We start from the raw sequence: 15,584 nt of genomic DNA on the forward strand, positions 1-15,584 counted from the left end.
TGAACTAGCGCCCTTTCGTCTCAGTTAATTTACTTATTACATTTCATTTGGTGCATGTAGACCAAGCAAACGTAGATCTTCTTTAATGATCGTTGCCATCGCATAGACTAATGCTAAACGTGATTCTTTTTGCTCATCTTCAGCCAAAATTTTGACATGAGCATAGTATTTATTGAACGCTTGAGCTACTTGAATCGCATGTTTTGCAATGACTGAAGGTTCATATTTATCCGCTGCTTGCATCACTACTTCTGGGAATTTTTGCAATAACTTAATAACTTCCCAGCTCTCTTTGTCATCCAATGCATACTCTTTCGTCTCATCGATAGTGAAGTCAGCCTTTCTTAAAATACTCATAGCACGTGCATGTGTATATTGCACATAAGGACCTGTTTCACCTTCAAAACGCACAACTTCTTCTAAAACAAAGTCAAAGTTATTCAACCGATCATTTTTTAAATCATGGAAAATAACAGAGCCTATCCCAACTTGTCGAGCAACTTCTTCGCGCTCTGGTAAATCAGGATTTTTCTCCATAATTTGTTTATTTGCTAACTCAACCGCTTCATTCAACACTTCTTCAAGTAAAACGATCTTCCCTTTACGCGTTGATAGTTTTTTACCACCTTGTGTGATCAAACCAAACGGTACGTGGTGCATATCTTTAGACCAATCAAATCCAAGTTCATTTAAAACTGCTTTTAATTGTTTAAAGTGGTTACTTTGTTCATTTCCAACAACATAAAGTGATTTCGCAAAATCATAGTTACGTTTGCGATAAACGGCAGCAGCTAAATCACGTGTGATATAAAGCGTTGCGCCATCTGATTTTTTGATCAACGCTGGATTTAGGTCATACGCAGTTAAATCAACGATTTCAGCACCTTGATTTTCTTGCAGTAGATGTTTTTCTTCCAGCATTGTTACGATTTCGTTCATTTTATCGTTGTAGAAAGCTTCTCCATTGTATGAATCAAACGAAACTTCCAGCATAGAATAAATTTTATCGAATTCTTTTAATGATTCTGTACGGAACCATTGCCATAGTTCTGTTGCTTCTGTATCGCCCTCTTCTAGTTTTTTAAACCAAGCACGAGCTTCTTCCTCTAATTCAGGTTGAGTTTCAGCCTCTTCATGAAACTGTACATACAAACGCAATAGTTCAGTGATTGGTGCAGTTCTGACTGATTCTTCTGAACCCCATTTTTTGTAAGCCACGATCAATTTACCAAACTGTGTGCCCCAATCGCCTAAATGGTTGATGCGAATTGGTGTGTACCCAATTTTTTCAAGGATAAATGCAATAGAATTCCCAATTACCGTTGAGCGTAGATGTCCCATTGAAATTGGTTTCGCGATATTTGGCGAAGACATATCAATTGGCACATTACCTTTACCCCCTATTGAACTATCTCCATAGTGTCCTTTTTCTTTAGCAATTTGGCCAATCACTGCTTGGCTGACCATTTTTTTATTCATAAAAAAGTTTAAGTAAGGTCCAACTACTTCGATTTTTTCAAAGTCTGTTCCAGCGATTTTTTCTGCTAAATCAGCAGCGATTTGCTGCGGGGCTTTGCGGTAGACTTTAGCTAATGAAAAAGCTGGAAAGGCTACGTCTCCGTGATCGACAGATTTAGGATTTTCCAATAATTGTGTAACTGTTTCTAAAGTTAAGTCATCTTTTACCACTTCGTAAATAGCTTTTGCTACGATTTCTTTGTTGTTCATAGATATCCTCCTAATGATTGGGTTTTATTGATTAATAGGAACTTACTCGTTGATGATTTTTAGTTCAGATATTCTTTGTTTTGAGGAACTGCTACTAATGTTTTTCTAGATCATAAGCGCTTGGTGATTCCTAGTATGGTTACTTCTCTCCCTTTGCACGCCTTGTACTGTTTATCATCTGCTCTGACAAAGTCAGTCGCAGTCCTTCAATTCTTAGAGCTTCAGCTCTTAGAAATTGATGAGATCGAAACAAAGTGTAGTGATTCACAGCAAAAAGTCCCTAATGTTAAAAAACACCAGAGACGAGATTTTCCCGCGGTACCACTCTAATTGTTCGTACTTTTATAAAGACGAACCCACTTAATCTATTAACGGTAGATAGCCGTCTGCCTATGCAGATTCTCTAAAGTGCACTTCCTTCATTTGATTATTTTCGGCTTGCACCCTCCCGAAATCGCTTGGATAATAGGTAATGAAGTACTCTCTTTATCGATGAATCAGTATTAAACTGGGTTTATTATAGCAAATATTTTTCTCTATGCCTAGTCTTATCCGTTGATTCTTATTTTTAAATCGTCATAAAAGACAAGCTAGGATCCGCATTTAAGTGATAATCTGCAAAATGACCTTTTTCAGCTTCAACGAATGCCGCAGCCCCGACCATTGCAGCATTATCTCCGCATAATCTAAGCGGTGGAACAATAAACGTGACACCTGGAAGTTTTTTGGATACTTCACTGCCTAAGCGATCACGTAAGCCTTTATTAGCTGCAACACCACCTGCCATCACTAATTGTTTGACTGGATATTCTTTACAAGCACGAATCGTTTTATCGACTAATACTTCAATGACACTGGCTTGAAAACTTGCAGCTAAATCATTCACTATCAACTCTTCAGCACGCTGTTCAGCATTGTGAACGGTATTGATAAACGAACTTTTCAACCCACTAAAACTGAAATCATAATTATCCTCTTTGATCATTGCCCGAGGAAAATGATACGTATCTTGACCAAGATGAGCTAATTCGTCGATTTCTTTACCACTTGGATACGTTAAGCCTAAAACTCTGCCAACTTTATCATATGCTTCGCCAGCTGCGTCATCTCTCGTTTCACCGATGATTTCAAATGAACCTGTTTCTTTCATATAAACTAATTCCGTATGTCCACCACTAACTAATAAGGCCATCAAAGGAAACTGCAGGGGTTCCACAAAGTGAGCAGCATAAATATGTCCAGCCATATGATTGACTGGGATCAATGGCAAATCGTGCGCCCACGCAAATGCTTTAGCAGCAGAGATACCGATCAACAAAGCACCTACTAAACCAGGACCATATGTAACTCCAACGCCACTCAAATCACTTGGTTCTACACCAGCTTCAACTAAAGCATCGTCAATACATAACGTAATTTCTTCCACATGGTGACGACTAGCAACTTCTGGTACAACACCTCCAAAACGTTGATGACTCTTCACTTGGGAAGCCACGATATTAGATATAATTTTAGCACCATCTTCAATAACCGCAACGCTTGTTTCGTCACAACTGCTTTCAATAGCTAGTATTAATTTTCTTTCCTTATTAAAAAAAGTCATTGATTCACTTCCTTAACTTTTAAACACATAACGATCCCGTCTTCTTTAGGATGGCTGTAATAATTTTTTCGACGATTGATTGTTTTAAATCCTTTTTTTTCGTATAATTTTTGTGCATTTAAATTAGATTCACGAACTTCTAAAAAGACCTGACAAACCCCTTGCTCGACTAATCGCTGGACCAAGTGATCGATCAACTGACTACCATATCCTTTTTGTTGAAATTCTTTATGAATCACAACATGGGTAATTTCAGCTTCATCTAAAATTAAATGATAGCTAACAAAACCGATCCAGTGATTTTCTTGAATCAAAACAAGATAGTCACTTGTTTTGAGCATTAAATCAACGCTAAATTGTTTCTCTGACCAAGGTGATCCATGGTTGTAGGAATGTTCACTGACCAACCAAAGTTTTCCAGCAGGCTGTTCGGTTGGTAAATTTTCTTTTGAATAATACATCGCTTCACTCTTCTTTTAAATATAAAATCATTTCTAGTGCATCTTCTTTATTTTCCGTATAATAATCAGGCTTGATCGTATTTGATACGAATCCAAGTTGGCGATAAACACGTTGGGCATTTTTATTGCTCATCCGAACTTCTAAAGAAATCGTCTCACAATCGTTGCTCTTTGCAAACTGTTGAATTTCTCTGATCAAGAAACTACCAATTCCATTTCCTTGATTTTGTGTTGAAACAGCTACATTTGTAATGTGAGCATCTTTACCAAAAATACGGCAACCTATAAAACCAATTGTTTTTCCTTCTTTTTGAATGAGTAAGTACAAATGTGGCTCTGCTGATTGAAGCTCAACCAAAAAAGCTGTTTTCGTCCAAGGTAATTCTCCAGCGTACACTTCTCTTTCGATTGAAAGTAAATCTTTGATATCATCGAGTGTGATTCCACGAACGGAATACTCTTGATTTGAAATTTCTACTGTCTTCTCATCATAGGGACGATTCTTAAAAAAGATTCCCAAAATACTGTGAAAAAGATTAAATTTTTTCAACATAATTTTCTACCTCAGATGTATGATCTTTTAACCAATTCTCTTCTGCTTCTACTCGTTTTAAATAGTTAGGTAAAAAGTGATGGATATCCACTTCAGGCTCGGCTAATCTGCCGAGTTCTGCTAGGGCTGTTCCGTTTGGAATTTGCCATTCGGATATGTCACAAATTTCAGCATTAGGTAAAACTGCTTTGATTTGCGTGCGGAATTTTTCAACATCTTCTCCAACAAAATAAAGAGAATCAAATTCCTTTAAATGCTCCAGCCACTCTTCCATTGCAATATGTCGATCAGCTATAACAGTGGTTAAAACGCCATCAACATATTCATAAGCTCCAGTATAGACATTATTTCTTCTCGCATCAAAAACTGGAATGATTGCTCCTTTTACCATAACACAATTTGCGGCTAAGGCTTTTAAACTTGAAATACCTACTAATTCTTTTTTTAATGTATAAGCAAGTGTTTTTGCCGTTGTTACACCTATTCTTAAGCCTGTATATGAACCTGGTCCTTGCGCCACGACAATGCGATCAAAACCATTGGGTGTCAATCCAACATCTTTCACGAGTTGTGTGATTGCCGGCATCAAGGTTAGGCTATGGTTTCTTTTTACAGTGATTGTATATTGTCCTATTATCTTCTTCTCTTCACAAACAGCAACTGTCAATGTTTGATTTGAAGTATCAATCGCTAAAATCCGCACAAAAAATCCCTTTCTTTCATTATGTAGTTGGTTAATTGTAGCATATTTTTCTTCGTTCGTAAAAAAACGAGTCATAAAAACAAAGAGGGACAAAAACGCTTCTTGCGCTTTGCCCCAGTTTTGATTATTACTTGATATTCGCTTCTAGATAATCGATCAATGATTTGCTGATATTTGTTGCTGTATCATTTTTTCTGGAATCTTCCACCATGATCATGGCGGAAAATTTATTATTACTTCGATCCATTGCTAAAAGGAAACTATTTTCTTTTCCAAGTGTGTCTTGTTTTTCCTTGATTTCAGCAGTTCCTGTTTTTGCTGCTAACGAGAAATCTGGATTGTACATATTGTGGACATAACCTGTTTCATCTTCCACGCTACCAAGCAAATCAGTCACAATTGTATTTGCTGCATTTGAGCTGATAACATTTTCTTTTGTTTTTGTTTCTTTGTTCAATTCGATTTTAGGATAAACGAGTTTGCCTTCATTTTGGAAGACCGTATACATGGCTGCTTGCTGAATTGGTGTCACTAAAAGTTGCCCTTGTCCATAACCTGTATCCGCTAATAAAATTTCTGAGTTGAATTTATCTTCATTGGAAATTTGCGCTGGGTTCATCGGGATCGATAAATCTAATTTTTCACCAAAAATAAATTTGTCTAATCCTTTCCTAAAGGTATCTTCTCCCATGCGCAAAGTTTGTTGCGCAAAATAAATATTGTCAGAATTAACTAATGCTGTTCTTAAGTTTACAGGACTTGCTTCTTTCACACGAGTGACAAAATAATCGCCCCATGAAGCATCTTTTTGCCATTTTAAACCATTGATCGTAATTTCTTCATCAGGTTTCAGGGTGCCAGCATCTAAACCAATTCCACCAGTAATCGTTTTAAAGGTCGAACCTGGCGCGTAGCCTGTCGCAAATCTCGCTGTAAATGGTAGATTCTCATTGTTCGCATAGCCATCATAGTCTGCTTGTGAAATCCCATTTGCCATCTTATTTGGATCAAATGAAGGAGAACTTGCAGCAGCTAATAAATCGCCATGTTGGGGATCCATGACAACTGAACTACCTGGTCGATTATTAAAAATATCATAGGCTTGTGATTGAACATTCTTATCAATCGTCAGTTGAATTTTTTCGCCATCTTTTTTATCTACTTTTTGCAAGACGCTTCTAACATTACCATTTTCGTCGGTAATTGTGATATTCCCACCGTCTTGTCCGCGTAATTGTTTATCGTAAGCTTGTTCTAATCCAACTTTTCCGATTACACCAGTACTGCTTAGCGTTGGATCTTTTTCGATATCTTCTGCTGTGATCGTACCGACATATCCGACTAATTGAGCGGCTGATTCTTTTAAAGGATAATAACGAACAGTCGTATCTTGAGAAGCAGCTCCTGTTGGTAAAGTTGTTACTGGATCAAAAGAGATCGTTATAGGAACAAACGCATCTGGTTTGACCCAATCTTGTTTTAGCTTTTGCTCGATTTCTTCAACTGAAACTTTGAATTGATCACTGAATGCTTTGATATTATCCGTTTTTGCTTGACCTTCACCAAGTTTTCCTGGTACGATTCCAACCTGATCAAAGGCTTGATTAACAGCTAAACCTTCCCCTTTACGATCGACGATTTCACCTCTGTTCGCTGCATCGATACCAATTGAGATTTTATCTTGACCTGACATTTGTGGGAAAATCAGATTAGGAGCCCAGTTGATCTTGTAGTTTTCTCCTACTTTTTTAATCGTTGTTTTATAAGATAAATCTTTTAAATTACCTAAGGGTGTCGTCATTTCCAATTTGTAGGTAAATGTATATTGCCCCTCTTTTTCTTGTTCCACCTTAACATCATTACTTTTAATCCCTTCAGCTTGAATACCGGAAAAAATTGTTTGATATTTTTCTACGACTTTCTTGCTGTCATAGCCACTATCTTTTACCGATATTTCATTTAATAGTTCAGGAAATTGTTCAAACTCTTGTTTTGATAGGTGGCTTAAAAAAGTTTTAGCAGATTTTTCTGCTTGGTTTAATTCTTGCGTTTTTTGCCATGTACTATAAGCGAAATAGCCCCCAACTACAGCTGCAACTATAACCACACCGCTAACTGCTAATATCACTGTTTTATTTGATTTTTTTTTGCTTCTTTTTTCCAATTTCCCATCCCCCAAGTCTTTAATTCAATCTTTTTTATTTATTATACCCTATCAATCAAAGTCTACGATAGAAAAATGAAGAGTTTAATTGAAAATATTAAATTATCGATTAAACTCTTCCGTTTTTGTTCTTCAATTTGATTTTACAATCAGTCTCCAGCGGTATTTATCTGGTACTTACCTGTGGTATACTATTTTTACATACTACTTTTTTATTTAGCTAAGTGGAGACAACTCCACTAAGTTTTCAATTTTAGGAGGGATTCCAGATGGGAATTATTAAAGCAGCAACAAGTACTATCGGCGGAGGTCTAGCTGATCAGTGGATCGAAGTTATTGAACCTGATAATATGAGCGACACAACCGTTATGACAAAAGGTGTTTTTGTTCGTAAAAATGATAAACGTGGCTCAAATCGTAAAGGAACTGAAGATGTTTTGACAGATGGCTCTGTTATTCATGTTTACCCGAATATGATGATGATTTTAGTCGATGGTGGAAAAATAATTGATTATACTGCTGAAGAAGGGTACTACACCGTTAAAAATGATTCGGCTCCTTCTGCATTTAATGGATCCTTGAAAGATGCGATTTCTGAAACGTTCGATCGTTTTAAATTTGGTGGTGTCACACCGCAAAAACAACAAGTTTTTTATATCAACTTGCAAGAAATCAAAGGTATCAAATTTGGGACATCATCACCGATTAATTATTTTGACAATTTTTATAATGCTGAATTATTTTTGCGAGCACATGGGAACTACTCAATCAAAATTACTGATCCTTTGTTATTCTTTTCAAATGCCATTCCTAGAAATAAATCTCAAGTTGATATCAATGATATCAACGAACAATATTTAGCTGAATTTTTAACGGCACTGCAATCTGCCATCAACAAAATGTCTGCAGACGGTGAACGAATTTCTTATGTCCCATCTAAAAGTTTAGAATTAAGTAAATATATGGGACAAGCACTCGATGATCAATGGCGTGAACTTCGCGGGATTGAAATTGTTTCTGTTGCAGTTGCAAGTATTTCTTATACAGATGATTCTACTAAATTGATCAACATGCGAAATCAAGGTGCTATGCTTAGTGATGCCGGTGTGCGTGAAGGCTATGTACAAGGTGCTATGGCTCGTGGGATGGAAGCTGCTGGAAATAATGAAGGCGGTGCAATGAACGGTTTTATGGGCGTTGGCATGGGCATGAATACAAGTGGAAATTATTTTGCTCAAGCTTCTCAAACCAATCAACAACAAATGCAGGAAAAACAAAATCAACAAAATGCACAAGGTTCCGAGGATACTTGGACTTGCCCACAATGTGGGACTGAAAATAACGGCAAATTCTGTTCTAATTGCGGGACACCCAAACCAACAAATAAAAAACCAAAATTAGAAATGAAATGCAGCGAGTGTAGTGAGATCGTTGATCTATCGAATGGTATTCCAAAATTCTGTCCACATTGCGGCAAACCGTTTCAAGGAATTCCTTTATAAGCCAAAGAGATTGGGCTGGGCAACCGTGTCCTGCCCTTTTTCTCTCTAAATTTAAAACACTGAAATAACAAAAGAATCACTCATTTTAATTCGTTACTCAAAGAAAGGAATAATTATGACGGATACATTTACACACAAATGCCCAAACTGCGGCGGCCCTTTATTATTTGATCCTAAAGATCAAAAGTTCCATTGTGAGTACTGTCTAAGTGTCAACACAGAAGCTGAAGTCACGGATTATGAAACCTCACAACGAGCAGCACATTTAGAAGATGACCTGTCTCAAGCCACTGAACCAGAACTAACTTTTACAGCTGAATCACAGGTCGATGACATGACCACCAAAGAAAAAACTGCCTTTAAAGAAGCAACTGGTACTGACAATATGAAGGAAGACACATTAGAAGGTGCAATGGAATTATTTAATTGTCAAAGTTGCGGTGCACAGATCGTCACTGAAGCAACAACTGCTGCTACTTATTGTTATTATTGTCACAACCCAGTTGTTTTATCTGGACGATTGAGCGGTACTTTTCTTCCTGAAAAAGTCTTACCTTTTGCTATTGAGAAAGAAGAAGCTGTTGAAAAGTTTTTAGCTTGGACAAAGAAAAAATGGTTTATTCCCAAAGACTTTTTCAATAAAGAACAAATCGATAAAATGACAGGTGTCTATTTTCCCTACTGGGTAGTAGATGCTGAAATCAACGGTCAGATGAACGGTATGGGCACAACGATCCGTATTTGGCGTATCGGTGATATTGAGTATACAGAAACAAAGCAATTCGATGTGGAGCGAAAAGGAACAATATCATTTAAAGAATTGATTAAAAATGCTCTTTCTAAAAATGTACAGCAAAAGATGGTTGAAGCAGTCCAACCTTTTTTATTAGACAAAGCCGTTTCTTTTAAAAGTCAATATTTGGCGGGATTTCAGGCGGAAAAGCGAGATATTGAATATGAAGCAATCCAAAAATCTATCCAAAGTGAGTTAAAAGACTACTCCGAATCTTTACTAAGAGATACGGCTTCTGGCTATACCACTTTGACAAAATTGCGAACAGATATTTCATTAGACAGTGAAGAGAACCATTATATGCTGCTACCGATTTGGGTTGTGACGTATCGAAGTAATGAGCAGTCAAAAAAAGTTTATTACTACGCTATGAATGGACAAACGGGAAAAGTCAGCGGCATTTTACCTGTCAGCTATAAACGATTAGGATTGTTTACATTTGGTGTTTTTGCTACACTTTTAACGATTTTCCTGATTGGAGGCTGGTTTATATGAGAAAGATCAGTATTACTCTATTCACTGTTATGTTTCTACTATTTGGCTTTTCTGTGAGCGCCCAAGCGGCGGATGATTCAATCAATGACCAAGCTTCCCTTTTTACCTCTGAGGAGATCACTCAATTGAATGAAGCAATCACCCCCATCGAAGCTAAAGCTAAGGCACGAGTTTTTATTGTGACCAATAGCGATAATGATATGGATTCTACTCGATTTGCAGATTATTATATGCTCGACCGGATTGGAAAAAACCAGAATGGCATCACTTTTTATATTGATATGAATCAAGGAAAGTTTATTATTTCTACTTCTGGAAATATGATTGATTACATGACAGATAAACGAATTGATCAAACTTTGGACGATATTGAACCCAGTATGAAAAACGGCAATTACTTTCAAGCAGCGCAAAGCTTTCTAAAAAATACCAGTTACTACTTTGATCAAGGAGTCCCAGGAGGTCATTATCGTGTCGATACTGCAACTGGGAAAGTCACTCGCTATAAATCCTTGACTACCACAGAAATCATCATTGCCTTGGTCGCTTCAGTTGTTTTGAGCGGTATTTTCTTTGTCATTAGTATTTCAAAATACCAACTAAAATTTGGTACCTATAAATACCCATTTAGAGAAAAATCAACCCTGAATTTAACTCGGCGAAACGATGTTTTAATCAATTCATTCGTCACGACTCGACGCATCCCTAAAAATAATTCCAATGGCGGCGGTTCTGGCGGTGGCGGAAGTAGCACCCATTCGACAGGCGGCGGAACATTTGGCGGTGGCGGGCGTAGTTTTTAGAACTAAAATATGTTTCAAAAAAATCCTCATTTGAAAGAGTAGTAATACTTCTCTTTTCGAACGAGGATTTTTTTACGTCAACTCATAATATCTACTAACTGCTGACGAAATTCTGGTCCATAAGTTACGCTTCCTACTGGAATTTCATAACTCAGAGCTTCACAAATTTTTGTCACCTAGGTTGGTCCAAAGCCGCCGCATAACTCAATCATTTGAACGCCACCTTCTTTTAATTGTTTCGCAACTTCAACTCTTCTTTCGCCTTAGAATCAAACCCAACAATAATAAATGTACACATTCCTAACTCATTTCTATTAATAACAGTATTTTGTTCTGGTGAAAAGTCTGGCTAAAAGTAAAAAAATGCTCCTGTGTTTAAATTTTTTATTTTGCTATTCTTCCCAATTTAAAATCTGAACAGGCTCTATTTTTTCCGAAGAGCTAGCTGTCTTAAACATACTGAGCATACAACGAACTTAACATTTCTGTACAAAAAAAGATTTTCCCTCTATCAAAATGAAAAAAATTATAAATAAAAATCATATATTACGCTAATATTGCCCATTTTTTAAATTAATCGCATTCCTAGCAAAAGCCTTCTTGTTATTTGGAGAAATACAAGGTAGTATAGAATCAAATAACCCTATAAATAAATTAATTTTACTTTTATCTTACTAGGGATTTCTGTAACCATTATTTTATAAAGCGAGGATATATGAATGAAAAAATTACTAAGTTTAGGAGTACTAACATTGTGTAGCGTAACGTTGGTTGCTTGCGGAAGCAACAATAAATCTACCGATGAAAAAAAAGCTGAAACGAACTCGACTTCTCAAAAAAAATCAGACGGGGTCTACTTTAAAGACGATACATTAAAAATCGATATGGCTACCCTTAAGCTCTTATCAACTGAAGTTTTACCGGCCGACGAAAATCTACTTAGAGAAAAACCACAATTAGCGATTACTTATGAAGTAACGAATGACAGTAAAGAACCAATTTCAGCTTCTACGGTTTGGATTGCTTGTATGGGACTAACTCAAGAAGGCAAAGATACGATCAATAAGTTAACCGTTGGTATGACGCCACAAGATGAAAAATTTGCGGAATACACAGAACATCAACTTGATGATATAAAACCTGGCGGCACAGCCAAAGCGATCATCTCTTATGATTTAGAGGACACAGAGACACCAGTTGTTTTAAAAGCTAATCAAGGGATGGCAGGGAAAGAACTTGGAGAAAAAACGATCAACTTAAAATAAAAATTTTATTTTGGCGTACTAACTTAAAATCGGATCAGCAGTCTTTGCTGATCCGATTTTTTATATTTTAAAACGTTGATGATTCCTTATCAACCAAAAAAAGTTTCAATAGTTGGACAATTTTTGAAATTTGTTCATTTTTAATCTATTCTCTTTTCTGCCCTTTTTAACTTTTTTACAAAATAAAAAAGGCCTATCAGCCTTGGTAAATCAAACATTTAATCAGACACATGGCGGCACCTACTTAGTGCTGCTTCCTTCCGGATCTGACACGCTTCGTAAGCCCACCATTGTCCTAGCCTTTCGGCAAGATTTAGTATACCGCATTTTTTGATGCTTGGCTAGTCTTTCTGTTGATTTTTTAAAAGTTTCTTTTCTTCCCTTAGTTTTCGAAAGAAATTTGAGAGTAAATCACCGCATTCTTGCTCCAAAATCCCGGCTTCAACATATGCTACATGGTTAAATCGTTCATCTTCCAATAAGTTCATCAAGGTCCCAGCAGTTCCGCCTTTTGGGTCCTTTGCGCCATAATATACTTCGTTGACTCTAGAAAGGAGCATTGCGCCACTACACATCGGGCACGGCTCTAACGTGACAAATAATTGCGCACGTTCTAAACGCCAATTTTCGATTGCTGCACAAGCTTGTTTGATCGCATACATTTCTGCATGAGCTGTAGCATCTTGACTTTCTTCTCTAAGATTATGTCCGCGACCTATGATTACTCCATCTAAAACAATAATTGCGCCAATCGGTACTTCTTTGACAGCTTCTGCTTTTTTAGCTTCTTTAATAGCTTCTAACATAAATCCTTCTTTTTCTTCTATTGTTAGACAGCTTCTCTTTTCATTCAAGCGATTTCCTCCTCTCGTTCTTTATACTTTTATCTTATTCATGGTACAATAAATCTGTGAGGTGTGTCTATGACTATTGAAGAATTAATTGAATTATATCCTGCTGGTAAGATCCAGCAAACAAAAGCACCAAGTGAAGCTCTATCATTACCGATTGATGGGAACTATTTTGTTCTGGCTAAAGAAACGTTACGGGAAACAGAAATTCGATTACTAGAAACATTGTTTCCTGCAAAAGAATATTTTGTTGACAAAAAAAACCATCCTTGGTTTGGCTATCTATTTAATCAAACAACACTTGATGTTGAAGGAACTTTTCGTATTATACAATTTCAACTCAAAAAGCCGAAAGCCTTTTTACAAGCTGAATGGGAAAATAGCATTATAGAAATCTTTCCAAATCTTGATGATTTCTTTTTTATCCGTGAAAATGATGGCGCTTTAATTGAAAAATATGAAAAAAATCACTATAACCTAGAAGAATTACAAAGTATATTTTTAACTCTAGACGCTGATTTTGATTCTTCTACAACTGTTTTTGTTGGTAATTATTTTCCAGCAAATGAACATTTACCCGCATTATTTAAAGAAGAGCAACAGATTTTTAAAACAGAGGCAGAAAATCTCCGTGGGAAATCAACCTTCTCTTTACCAGATGTAGTTTTACATTATTTTACTAAAGAGGCAATGAATCAAAGCAAGATCGTTCAGACATTTGCCGAACAATTGGTTTTGACAAGTGAAATCCAGCAGATCATCCTTGCCCTTTGGCGTAATCAAGGAAATATTAGTTCGGCTGCGAAGGATTTGTATATGCATCGTAATACTCTTCATTATCGTTTAGAAAAATTCTATGAGCAAACTGGTCTGTCTTTGAAGAAGATGGATGATCTTGTATTTTGTTATTTGTTGATTACAAAATAAAAAGAGGATGATCTAAGACTAAAAAAGTCTTGATCATCCTCTAAAATCTAATTTACATCATTTCTTCAACAAAACTGACTAAACGATCTTTCAAGTTTTCAGTATTGTCTTTTAAAGATTCTCCGTAAGAAGAGATTTTTTTTCTGCCATCTTTGACTTTGCCTAAAACGTTCATCATAGAATCAAGCTCATCATCAGATAAATCATCTACAATTCCTAGCAATTTTTCATTGCCGCCAAATTTATCGTTCACGAATTTTTTCGCTTTAAAACGATTTGATACGTGGTAAACTTTCTTAACGATTTTCTCAGACGCAATCACCGCTACTGATACACCTGCAACTGCAGCAATACTTAAACCAATACTAATTTTTGTTGATGTTTTCATTCTTTTCAGCTCCTTCTTACTATCTAATCTTATGATACCACACTCTTAAAATTTGAGGTAATAAAACAAAATCTCCTGCATTTTTTAATTTCTGCGATTGTTTCCGCCAAATAAAATAATTAAACGAAGTAATTGTAAAAACGTAGCTAAAGCTGCTGCAACATAGGTCAACGCGGCTGCAAATAAAACCTTTCTTGCCATCGGTACTTCCTCTTCTGTTAAGATGTTCCCATCTGACAAAATTTTCAATGCTCTACGGGAAGCATTAAATTCCACTGGTAATGTAACTAATTGGAAAAGCAACGCCAATGAAAAAGCCAGTATTCCAATATTAATCAATGTTTGGTTCCAGCTAAATAGCACACCAACCAAAATGATCGGAAATGAGAGTGCTGAGCCAAAGTTTGCTATAGGAACGATTGCCGCACGAATCTTCAACGGACTATATCCAGTATGATCTTGCACCGCATGCCCACATTCATGAGCTGCAACACCAATTGCCGCAACTGACGTTGACTGAGCAGTTGCTTCTGACAAACTGAGTACCTTATTTCCAGAATTGTAATTATCAGTCAAATCTCCTGCAATTTGTTGAACACCAACATCGTTTATATGCTCTTTTTGCAAAATATACTGGGCTGCTTTTGTGCCTGTTATATTGTTTCGACTTTGTATTTTATCGTATTTTTTAAATGTACTATTTACATAAGCTGATGCAGCCATTGAAATCAGCAACCCCGCAATCACTAAAATATATGTTGGATCAAATATTCCATAAAAAGGCATCATTTTTCATTCCCCCTATTCTTTTTTACATTGTATCATGAGTTTCTAAAAAAAGTGTAACTATACCTTGACGAATTTATGAACTCTAAAAAATGAATGCTCTAACAAAATTGTCACATTATATTAAGTCAATCCAATGGCATCTTTCCTCAAAAAAAGGCATACTACATTTAAGAGGTGACGACATTGAAAAAAACTTTACTTTTTATCTTACCATTCGTTCTTTTAACAGCAGGTGTTTGGTTTGGATACAATTATTATTTTGGCGGTAAGGATTATTACACTCGTGTTGGAGAACCAGTTGAGATAAAAACTGGAAAATTCTCGAACGGTGAAAAATATACAGAATATAGTTATACACATACCGCATTTAATAAGCAAGGTGAAAAAACAACTCAAAAAACATACGAAATTAGAGAAAAACCGTTGCGAATCAATGCTTATTTAAAATTAAAAGTTAATCCTAGAAAAGGTGTTCTTAGCTGGGAAGAAGTCCCGGAAAAAGAAGTGCCCAAAAAAGCATTTGAGAAATTAACCGAGTAATATTACACCATTTAAAAAG

The 15,584-nt window shown here is 36.3% G+C and carries 15 protein-coding genes, 1 other RNA gene, 1 pseudogene and 1 other annotated feature; of the genes and pseudogenes, 6 read left to right on the top strand and 11 right to left on the bottom strand.

Features of this window, described 5'->3' with window-relative positions; all coding sequences use genetic code 11:
* Positions 1–36 precede the first annotated feature (36 nt).
* The 6 genes from argS to pbp4 form a co-directional block, all read right to left on the bottom strand.
* Positions 37–1,728, bottom strand: coding sequence for an arginine--tRNA ligase (gene argS / locus BCR21_RS02725; RefSeq protein WP_069644979.1), 1,692 nt, complete (start codon positions 1,726–1,728; stop codon positions 37–39).
* Between the two features lie 295 nt (positions 1,729–2,023).
* Positions 2,024–2,230: a binding site (T-box leader), on the bottom strand.
* A gap of 66 nt (positions 2,231–2,296) precedes the next feature.
* Entirely contained in the window at positions 2,297–3,331 is a 1,035-nt protein-coding gene (gene tsaD, locus BCR21_RS02735; RefSeq protein ID WP_069644981.1) for a tRNA (adenosine(37)-N6)-threonylcarbamoyltransferase complex transferase subunit TsaD, read from the bottom strand.
* Positions 3,328–3,792, bottom strand: coding sequence for a ribosomal protein S18-alanine N-acetyltransferase (gene rimI, locus BCR21_RS02740; protein WP_069644982.1), 465 nt, complete (start codon positions 3,790–3,792; stop codon positions 3,328–3,330). Before rimI (BCR21_RS02740) ends, tsaD begins: the two co-directional genes overlap by 4 nt.
* 4 nt (positions 3,793–3,796) lie before the next feature.
* Positions 3,797–4,345: a ribosomal protein S18-alanine N-acetyltransferase gene (gene rimI / locus BCR21_RS02745; RefSeq protein ID WP_069644983.1), complete on the bottom strand. Its 549-nt coding sequence runs from the start codon at positions 4,343–4,345 to the stop codon at positions 3,797–3,799.
* Entirely contained in the window at positions 4,329–5,048 is a 720-nt protein-coding gene (gene tsaB / locus BCR21_RS02750) for a tRNA (adenosine(37)-N6)-threonylcarbamoyltransferase complex dimerization subunit type 1 TsaB (RefSeq protein WP_069645546.1), read from the bottom strand. Before tsaB ends, rimI (BCR21_RS02745) begins: the two co-directional genes overlap by 17 nt.
* 127 nt (positions 5,049–5,175) lie before the next feature.
* Positions 5,176–7,212, bottom strand: coding sequence for a penicillin-binding protein PBP4(5) (gene pbp4, locus BCR21_RS02755; protein WP_069644984.1), 2,037 nt, complete (start codon positions 7,210–7,212; stop codon positions 5,176–5,178).
* A 269-nt stretch (positions 7,213–7,481) separates the two neighbouring features.
* Here pbp4 and BCR21_RS02760 point away from each other — a divergent pair, with 269 nt between their 5' ends.
* The 3 genes from BCR21_RS02760 to BCR21_RS02770 all read left to right on the top strand — a co-directional run bounded on the left by BCR21_RS02760 (position 7,482) and on the right by BCR21_RS02770 (position 10,805).
* On the top strand, positions 7,482–8,714 hold the full coding sequence (locus tag BCR21_RS02760; RefSeq protein WP_069644985.1) for an SPFH domain-containing protein: 1,233 nt from the start codon (positions 7,482–7,484) through the stop codon (positions 8,712–8,714).
* Positions 8,715–8,829: 115 nt separating this feature from the next.
* The gene (locus BCR21_RS02765; RefSeq protein WP_069644986.1) at positions 8,830–10,002 is read left to right on the top strand and encodes a TFIIB-type zinc ribbon-containing protein; all 1,173 of its coding nucleotides are present in this window, start codon (positions 8,830–8,832) and stop codon (positions 10,000–10,002) included.
* Positions 9,999–10,805, top strand: a complete 807-nt coding sequence (locus BCR21_RS02770; protein WP_069644987.1) for a TPM domain-containing protein — start codon at positions 9,999–10,001, stop codon at positions 10,803–10,805. The genes BCR21_RS02765 and BCR21_RS02770 overlap by 4 nt, the downstream gene beginning before the upstream one ends.
* A 176-nt stretch (positions 10,806–10,981) precedes the next feature.
* On the opposite strand, the pseudogene BCR21_RS17325 reads toward BCR21_RS02770, so the two are convergent.
* Positions 10,982–11,026, bottom strand: a pseudogene (locus tag BCR21_RS17325) (hypothetical protein); the annotation flags it as partial.
* 498 nt (positions 11,027–11,524) lie between these two features.
* On the opposite strand from BCR21_RS17325, the gene BCR21_RS02775 reads away from it, so the two are divergent.
* On the top strand, positions 11,525–12,070 hold the full coding sequence (locus BCR21_RS02775) for a DUF5067 domain-containing protein (RefSeq protein ID WP_069644988.1): 546 nt from the start codon (positions 11,525–11,527) through the stop codon (positions 12,068–12,070).
* Between the two features lie 206 nt (positions 12,071–12,276).
* Here the strand turns inward: BCR21_RS02775 and ffs are convergent.
* Both ffs and tadA read right to left on the bottom strand, forming a co-directional pair.
* An RNA gene (gene ffs / locus BCR21_RS02780) (signal recognition particle sRNA small type) lies at positions 12,277–12,377 on the bottom strand.
* 34 nt (positions 12,378–12,411) lie between these two features.
* Positions 12,412–12,924 (bottom strand): tRNA adenosine(34) deaminase TadA, encoded by a 513-nt coding sequence (gene tadA, locus BCR21_RS02785; RefSeq protein ID WP_084013201.1) that lies wholly within the window; start codon positions 12,922–12,924, stop codon positions 12,412–12,414.
* A 69-nt stretch (positions 12,925–12,993) separates the two neighbouring features.
* Between tadA and BCR21_RS02790 the strand changes: the two genes are divergently transcribed.
* Complete coding sequence (locus BCR21_RS02790) at positions 12,994–13,848, top strand: helix-turn-helix domain-containing protein (RefSeq protein ID WP_069644989.1); 855 nt, start codon at positions 12,994–12,996, stop codon at positions 13,846–13,848.
* A 52-nt stretch (positions 13,849–13,900) separates the two neighbouring features.
* On the opposite strand, the gene BCR21_RS02795 is transcribed toward BCR21_RS02790, so the two are convergent.
* Positions 13,901–14,236, bottom strand: coding sequence for a hypothetical protein (locus BCR21_RS02795; RefSeq protein WP_010761101.1), 336 nt, complete (start codon positions 14,234–14,236; stop codon positions 13,901–13,903).
* A gap of 84 nt (positions 14,237–14,320) precedes the next feature.
* The gene (locus BCR21_RS02800; protein ID WP_069644990.1) at positions 14,321–15,025 is read right to left on the bottom strand and encodes a zinc metallopeptidase; all 705 of its coding nucleotides are present in this window, start codon (positions 15,023–15,025) and stop codon (positions 14,321–14,323) included.
* Between the two features lie 183 nt (positions 15,026–15,208).
* Here BCR21_RS02800 and BCR21_RS02805 point away from each other — a divergent pair, with 183 nt between their 5' ends.
* Entirely contained in the window at positions 15,209–15,565 is a 357-nt protein-coding gene (locus BCR21_RS02805) for a YxeA family protein (RefSeq protein ID WP_069644991.1), read from the top strand.
* Positions 15,566–15,584: the final 19 nt, after the last annotated feature.

The organism is Enterococcus ureasiticus, from assembly GCF_001730285.1.
GTDB lineage: Bacteria > Bacillota > Bacilli > Lactobacillales > Enterococcaceae > Enterococcus_L > Enterococcus_L ureasiticus.

Excerpts from the sequence above, each read along its gene's own strand:
- BCR21_RS02800 (WP_069644990.1), bottom strand. The coding sequence starts at position 15,025 with ATGATGCCTTTTTATGGAATATTTGATCCAACATATATTTTAGTGATT.
- BCR21_RS02760 (WP_069644985.1), top strand. The coding sequence starts at position 7,482 with ATGGGAATTATTAAAGCAGCAACAAGTACTATCGGCGGAGGTCTAGCT.
- rimI (WP_069644982.1), bottom strand. The coding sequence starts at position 3,792 with ATGTATTATTCAAAAGAAAATTTACCAACCGAACAGCCTGCTGGAAAA.
- BCR21_RS02790 (WP_069644989.1), top strand. The coding sequence starts at position 12,994 with ATGACTATTGAAGAATTAATTGAATTATATCCTGCTGGTAAGATCCAG.
- BCR21_RS02765 (WP_069644986.1), top strand. The coding sequence starts at position 8,830 with ATGACGGATACATTTACACACAAATGCCCAAACTGCGGCGGCCCTTTA.
- BCR21_RS02775 (WP_069644988.1), top strand. The coding sequence starts at position 11,525 with ATGAAAAAATTACTAAGTTTAGGAGTACTAACATTGTGTAGCGTAACG.
- argS (WP_069644979.1), bottom strand. The coding sequence starts at position 1,728 with ATGAACAACAAAGAAATCGTAGCAAAAGCTATTTACGAAGTGGTAAAA.
- BCR21_RS02770 (WP_069644987.1), top strand. The coding sequence starts at position 9,999 with ATGAGAAAGATCAGTATTACTCTATTCACTGTTATGTTTCTACTATTT.
- rimI (WP_069644983.1), bottom strand. The coding sequence starts at position 4,345 with ATGTTGAAAAAATTTAATCTTTTTCACAGTATTTTGGGAATCTTTTTT.
- BCR21_RS02795 (WP_010761101.1), bottom strand. The coding sequence starts at position 14,236 with ATGAAAACATCAACAAAAATTAGTATTGGTTTAAGTATTGCTGCAGTT.
- tsaD (WP_069644981.1), bottom strand. The coding sequence starts at position 3,331 with ATGACTTTTTTTAATAAGGAAAGAAAATTAATACTAGCTATTGAAAGC.